Genomic DNA, 6,000 nt, shown 5'->3' with positions numbered 1-6,000 from the left:
AGCAACCCCGAAAGTTGAGATAATTTACTTTAATCCAATCAATACTGTATATGATAGAAAATCAATATTTTCATATTTCTCCGCTTTTGCTGGTCACTTCAGAGCAACAATTTGACTTCAAGATCTATCTTTTTCAGGATAACAACTATATCCTCTACGCAACACCAACGAATTTTACGGAAGAGCATCGGAAAAGACTCGTTGATAATGGAATTGGGAATATATATATCAACAACAAGGATAAGATGAAATATGAGTCTTTTGTTCAGAAAAATCTCCATGTGCTGCTTGATAACCCAAAAATTTCACTGGATAGCAAAGTTGAAATTCTCTACGACCATTCCATGATCGTCGTGGAAAAATTTTTTAATCAAATCAGTAAGGATTATCCAAATAGCGACAGCTACGAAAAGCTGGTCCAGGTCGTTGATAACATTTATAGATTATTCAATAATAATCAAGGTGCGATACAATCCTTACGCAACTTAATCGCTACAAACTACAAAGAGTATGTTCATTGCATAAACACTTCTCTTTATGCAATTTCTTTGCTAATTCATCATCATCGTGAGCAGTCCGATCCCCAGGTCCTGAGAAAATCAACTGTCCGCCAAATCGGAGTTGGAGCTTTGCTCCACGATATCGGTAAGTCAAAGGTTAGACAGAGTATTCTTGAAAAATTCGGTGTTTTGACTCCGAAGGAGTTCGACGAGGTCAAGAAACATCCCATTCATGGCGTCGAAATGTGTCAGTATATGGACCTGGACCAGTCAGTGGCCCAGTGCGTTTTGTTTCATCATGAAAAGCTGGACGGCTCAGGGTATCCGACCGGGACAAGGAACATACCCAGGCATGTGCAGGTGATCACCATTGCGGATATGTACGACGCCATTACCTGTGAGAGACCCTACCGCAAGTACAAAATCACTTCCTTCGAGGCCTTGAGGATTTTATCTAAAGATGTGGAGCGAGGACGGCTCGATCGAGAACTCGTGACTTCCTTTATCAGGATGATCAGCCAGGGCGGGATACAGCTATGACGTTATCGTGTTTTCAAAAGGATAGGACTTGATCAACTCGGAGTCGGTTCGGAATCGGCGTCGGAATGTCCATGGTTGACGTGCCGATGAGATATGGAGTTGCTTCATATCTCTTCCCGTATCTTCGAAACAAATCTGGTCTTCCACCCATCACCAGGGGGGCAACATGGCTTTGAGCGATCTGCAACGGCTCGTGGTTTTCGATACAGCCAATCAGCTCTGGCAGCAGGACATGCTGATGAATGCCTACTTTCATGGCTCCAGCGTGGGTGCCAATCTGCGGTCCATGATCCTGGGCCGTCAGCCGGTCCAGCCCCTGACTAATCCTTTCGACGAAGCCATCACCGGCAAGCTCCGCGCGGATAGCCGGACCATCCGGCAGAATGCCCGGAACGTGAAGGAGGCCGGGGCCATGATGGGTATTGCCAAGGAAGCCGTGAGTACGCTCAAGGGATTGTTGAAAGAGATGGAGGCGTTGGCGAAGAAAGTTAAGGAGGAGCGCGATAATCACGCTGGTCCAGATCCATTTGAAGCTTCGTCAGCGGACAAGAAGGATTACGAGGCGCTCCGTAATCGTATCACCAGCACCGTCGAGTCCACGCGCTTCAACAACATCGCCCTCCTGGACGCAAGCCAATGGGATTCCCAGCAGATTACCTCGGATGGCAAAGTGCATATCCAGGGTTTCCCGGATGGCGGATTTGATCTGAATTTTCGTGCACTCAACAAGGGTGATTCCGATTTTGATTGGGATATGCTGACAGGTGTCGCCCTCGAAGCCGACCCGGATGCTCAATTACAGGCTCTGTCCGGCTATATCGGCGACATGACCCTCATCGAAGACATCTACACTCGCCGTGAGGACGGCTTGGAATACCAGGCTTCAGCCCTGGTATCCCAGGCTGATCTGCTGGATCAGGCCGTGGAGGCCAGGCGGCATGTGCCGACGAAGTCATTGGAACAAATCCTGCTGGATTTGTTGTTTCGCAATTCCGGGCGAATCGTGGACGAGACGGGGTGAGGGGCCGGCTTCAGCGGTCCACTGGCAGGCCGTGACGTAGCCAGCCGCGTCCATGGCTGCTTCCGGTCATGCCTTCGGGGATAGCCTGGGCCTTGGTGAATCCGTTGGCGTGCAGGAAGGGAAGCAGCAGGCCGGTGCGGTTGCCGGTGCGGCAGATAATGGCGAAAGGTCGGGTTTTATCGGATTCCAGGGCCGCTTCCAGGTCGCGGAGGAAGCCTTCCGGTCCTTGGGGGTGGGTTTCGAAGGACAGCCGGATCGCGTCTTGAGGCGTTCCGGTTTGCTGCCATTCTTCCGCGCGCCGGATGTCCACGATGGTCAGCTTCCTCTCCTGAACCATCTCCCAGGCGGCATTGGCCGTAAGGTTGTCTCCCGAAACGGTTGTTGACGAGGACTGGGTCGCGTATTGAAAAATCAGCACCGCGACCAGCATGGCCAGAAGCACGGCGGGGATCAGGAAGCGTGTTGAGGGCTTGGGATGTGAAGTCGGCATGGAGGTCTCTGTAAGACCTCTCCGGGCAGGAATCAAGGCTCTTTTTGGTTGAAACATTTGAGGGTTGGAGTGCGACATGGTTGGAGAGCCCAGCGGGGTGTTCATGAGTTTCATGTATTACGCCGCCCTGAGCATGGAAGCCCTGGGCGTGGCGGTAATTTGCGTCGGCGTGGTGGCCACTACCGGACTTTTTTTGTACCGTTCCTGGGTACATCGGAGCACGGATCATTTCTATCACACTTACCGGCGCGGCATGGGCAAGGCCATTTTGCTGGGGTTGGAACTCCTGGTGGCCGGGGACATCATCCTTACCGCCACCCATAATTTCAACTTGCAGCATGTCGCCCTGCTGGGGCTTTTGGTGCTGATCCGGACTTTCCTCAGCTTTTCCTTGGAAATCGAGCTGAACGGCCATCTGCCCTGGCGACGGCCTCGTGAAGACCAGGAGAACGGAAATTTTGTGTGACGCAACCAGCAATTGCAAGAGAGGATGAACGAATGGACAAGCTGGCGGATATCGGGGTGATCGGTTTGGCGGTGATGGGTGAAAACCTGATCCTGAACATGGAGAGCAAGGGGTTCCGGGTGGCCTGCCATAACCGGACCGTGGACAAGGTGGACGCTTTTTTGGCCGGTCGCGGCCAAGGGAAGAATTTGATCGGATGCCGGACCCTGGAAGAACTGGTCGCCAGCCTGGAACGACCTCGCCGGATCATGTTCATGGTCCGGGCCGGAGCGGCGGTGGATCAGCTCATCGACGCCCTGGAACCAATGCTGGAGCCGGGGGACATCCTTGTAGACGGCGGCAACAGTTCCTACCTGGACACCACCCGGCGCTGTACGGATTTGGCCGCGAAAGGGTTACTGTATGTCGGGGCCGGGGTTTCCGGGGGAGAAGAGGGGGCCCTGCTCGGGCCGTCCATCATGCCCGGCGGCAATGCCCAGGCCTGGCCGGCGTTGAAGCCGATTTTCCAGGCCATCGCGGCCAAGGTGGCGGACGGGACCCCGTGTTGCGACTGGGTCGGACCGGACGGGTCCGGGCATTTCGTGAAGATGGTCCACAACGGGATCGAATACGGCGACATGCAGTTGATCTGCGAGGCCTATCATTTGTTATCCCAAGGCCTGGGTATGAGCGCGGACCAGATCCAACCCATTTTTGCGGCCTGGAACACCAGGGAATTGGACTCCTATCTCATTGAGATCACCGCGGACATCCTCGGGCACGTGGACCCGGAAAGCGGGACGCCCACCGTGGATCTGATCCTGGACACGGCCGGTCAGAAAGGCACGGGCAAGTGGACCTCCCAGGTTGGCCTGGACCTGGGTGTGGCCATCCCCCAGATCGCCGAGGCGGTCTTTGCCCGCTTCCTCTCCGCGATCAAAGATGAACGGGTCGCGGCCGGTCCCTACCTTTCCGGCCCTGGCAAGGCTGCCTCGCAAGGCAGTGACGGCGACATGTCCGCAGTAGTGGATCAATTGGAAAAAGCCGTTTACGCGGCCAAGATCTGCTCCTACGCCCAGGGCTTTCAACTTTTGCGCGCGGCGTCGATGGAATATGGATGGAATCTGAATTTCGGGGAGATCGCCCTGCTCTGGCGGGAAGGATGCATCATCCGGGCCCGCTTTCTGGGCACAATCAAGGAGGCCTACGACGCTGACCCGGATCTGGCCAACCTGGTGCTGGCTCCGTACTTCCGCGAAGTCCTGGCCGGGGCTCAGGCGGCGTGGCGTACGGTTCTGAAAACTGCCGTGGACCTGGGCGTTCCGGCCCCGGTAATGGCCGCGTCCCTGTGCTACTATGACGGCTACCGCTGCGAACGCCTCCCGGCCAACCTGCTCCAGGCCCAACGCGACTACTTCGGCGCGCACACCTACGAGCGTGTGGACAAACCGAGAGGGGAGTTCTTCCACACCAACTGGACGGGAACGGGAGGCGAGACGGCGTCTTCGACGTATAACGTTTGATCGGACCTTCGACCTACCGCCTGAATCGGCGATCCCAGTCGAATTCCTTGGATGTGACCACGTTTTCCAGGCGGCGGATGCGTTTATCCAGGCGGTCGAATTTGCTTTTGATTCTGGATAGGCCTTCGTTCCTGGAGCGGGCGTAGGCCTGGTAGAAATCGCTTTCCTCGTCGTTGTTCAGGGGCAGTACGGGCTCGGGCTTGAGTAGGAACCCGGCCAGCAGGTAGATGCCCACCAGGGGCCAGAAGCCGGTGAAGAACATCAGCATCACGGCGATGACCCGGGTCCAGAACAGAGACACGTCGAAGTACCGGGCCAAGCCCTTGCACACCCCGAGAATCATGCCGCTCCTGGAGCGGTAGAGCCTATCCCGGCCCGCTTGATTGATCATTTTGGACCACCTTCATCGTTTTGGCGCATCAGGATGGATTCCAGGTTGTCCACCCGGGCGTCCAGTTTTTCCAAGCTTTGATAGATCTCCTGGATCATGCGGGCTTCGTCGGTCTCTTCCGGCGATAATCCTCCGTCCGGGCCGGAACGGAAATGGCGGATACCTGTGAGTACGATCACGCCCAGGAAGAAAACGATGATCAACGCCGTTCCGGCGAGAACCAGGGTGGTCAGAAAACCCATCATGGTCGTATTCCTTGGTTGTGGTTGGGGAGTAGGCAACCGGCTAGAGGCCGATTAGAGCCCCGTCTGGTCAGGCCCGGACGGAGCAGCGTTTCTGGCGCGCAAGGAGGCCAGTTCGCGTTCGATATCCTCGTCCGCGGCCAACTTGGCGAATTTTTCCTCCAGCGTAAAGGCCTCCTCACTTTTCCCCTGTCGTTGACGACTAGTTGAGGAGGTTGCCCAGGGACCGGCCAGATCTGCTTCGGCCTCCATCCGGTCGATGCGCTGCTCGAACTCCTCGAAGCGCAACATGGCCGCATGGGAGTCGGCCCGGCGCATATCCAGCCCGGCTCGCTTGCGGCCCTTGGCGCGCATGTGTCGCTGGATGAGAAGACGCTGTTTGTCCTTGGCCGAGAGCAGCTTTTCCTCCAGCGTGGCGATATCGGCCTTGTAGCCTTCGATAATTCCCTCGCTTTCGGCCAACTCCCCGGCCAACCGATCTGCCTTGGCCTCCAGCTCCCGTTTCTCCAGCAGAGCCTCTCTTGCCAAGTCTTCGTAGCCCTTGTCCACGGCCAAGGCGGCTTTATCTCCCCAGCCCAGCACCTTGGCGTCAACCTGTTCCCATTCCCGGCGAATTCTGACCGCCGTGGCCATGGCTCCGGCGCAGGAGGCCTTGAGTTCTACCAGGGTTTCCTCCATCTCCTGGATCATCAGGCGCAGAAGTTTTTCCGGATCCTCGGCCTTCTCCAGCATGGCGTTGATGTTGGAGCTGATGATATCTCGAAATCTGGTGAAAATACCCATACTATGGTCCTCCTTGCGGTTTCCGGGGCGATGTGGTCGTTTCTCGAAAAAGCATATGGCGTGCC

8 protein-coding genes are annotated in these 6,000 nt (G+C 55.9%); 4 read left to right on the top strand and 4 right to left on the bottom strand.

The window, feature by feature from the left end; all coding sequences use genetic code 11:
* Nucleotides 1-50 precede the first annotated feature (50 nt).
* Nucleotides 51-1,040 (top strand): HD-GYP domain-containing protein, encoded by a 990-nt coding sequence (locus GY33_RS0108515; RefSeq protein WP_031386928.1) that lies wholly within the window; start codon nt 51-53, stop codon nt 1,038-1,040.
* Nucleotides 1,041-1,206: 166 nt separating this feature from the next.
* Complete coding sequence (locus tag GY33_RS0108510) at nt 1,207-2,061, top strand: hypothetical protein (protein ID WP_031386927.1); 855 nt, start codon at nt 1,207-1,209, stop codon at nt 2,059-2,061.
* A gap of 10 nt (nt 2,062-2,071) precedes the next feature.
* Here the strand turns inward: GY33_RS0108510 and GY33_RS19105 are convergent, their stop codons facing one another.
* Nucleotides 2,072-2,551 carry a rhodanese-like domain-containing protein gene (locus GY33_RS19105; RefSeq protein ID WP_051822429.1) on the bottom strand — a complete coding sequence of 160 codons (480 nt, stop codon included), beginning with the start codon at nt 2,549-2,551 and terminating at the stop codon, nt 2,072-2,074.
* A 76-nt stretch (nt 2,552-2,627) separates the two neighbouring features.
* Between GY33_RS19105 and GY33_RS0108500 the strand changes: the two genes are divergently transcribed.
* Nucleotides 2,628-3,017: a DUF1622 domain-containing protein gene (locus tag GY33_RS0108500; protein WP_200874852.1), complete on the top strand. Its 390-nt coding sequence runs from the start codon at nt 2,628-2,630 to the stop codon at nt 3,015-3,017.
* A gap of 32 nt (nt 3,018-3,049) precedes the next feature.
* Complete coding sequence (gnd, locus tag GY33_RS0108495; protein WP_031386924.1) at nt 3,050-4,519, top strand: decarboxylating NADP(+)-dependent phosphogluconate dehydrogenase; 1,470 nt, start codon at nt 3,050-3,052, stop codon at nt 4,517-4,519.
* 13 nt (nt 4,520-4,532) lie between these two features.
* Here gnd and pspC read toward each other — a convergent pair whose 3' ends face one another.
* From pspC to GY33_RS0108480, 3 genes are read right to left on the bottom strand one after another with little or no spacing between them, the layout of a single operon-like run.
* A complete protein-coding gene (pspC, locus tag GY33_RS0108490) occupies nt 4,533-4,910 on the bottom strand; it encodes an envelope stress response membrane protein PspC (protein WP_031386923.1) in 378 nt (125 codons plus the stop codon).
* Nucleotides 4,907-5,155 (bottom strand): envelope stress response membrane protein PspB, encoded by a 249-nt coding sequence (locus GY33_RS0108485; RefSeq protein WP_031386922.1) that lies wholly within the window; start codon nt 5,153-5,155, stop codon nt 4,907-4,909. The genes pspC and GY33_RS0108485 overlap by 4 nt, the downstream gene beginning before the upstream one ends.
* Nucleotides 5,156-5,206: 51 nt before the next feature.
* Nucleotides 5,207-5,935 carry a PspA/IM30 family protein gene (locus GY33_RS0108480; RefSeq protein WP_031386921.1) on the bottom strand — a complete coding sequence of 243 codons (729 nt, stop codon included), beginning with the start codon at nt 5,933-5,935 and terminating at the stop codon, nt 5,207-5,209.
* Between the last annotated feature and the right edge of the window lie 65 nt (nt 5,936-6,000).

The organism is Desulfonatronum thiodismutans (assembly GCF_000717475.1).
Taxonomy (GTDB): Bacteria; Desulfobacterota; Desulfovibrionia; order Desulfovibrionales; family Desulfonatronaceae; genus Desulfonatronum; species Desulfonatronum thiodismutans.
Note: the sequence above shows the minus strand (reverse complement) of the source record. Positions and strands in the feature narration are given on the sequence as shown.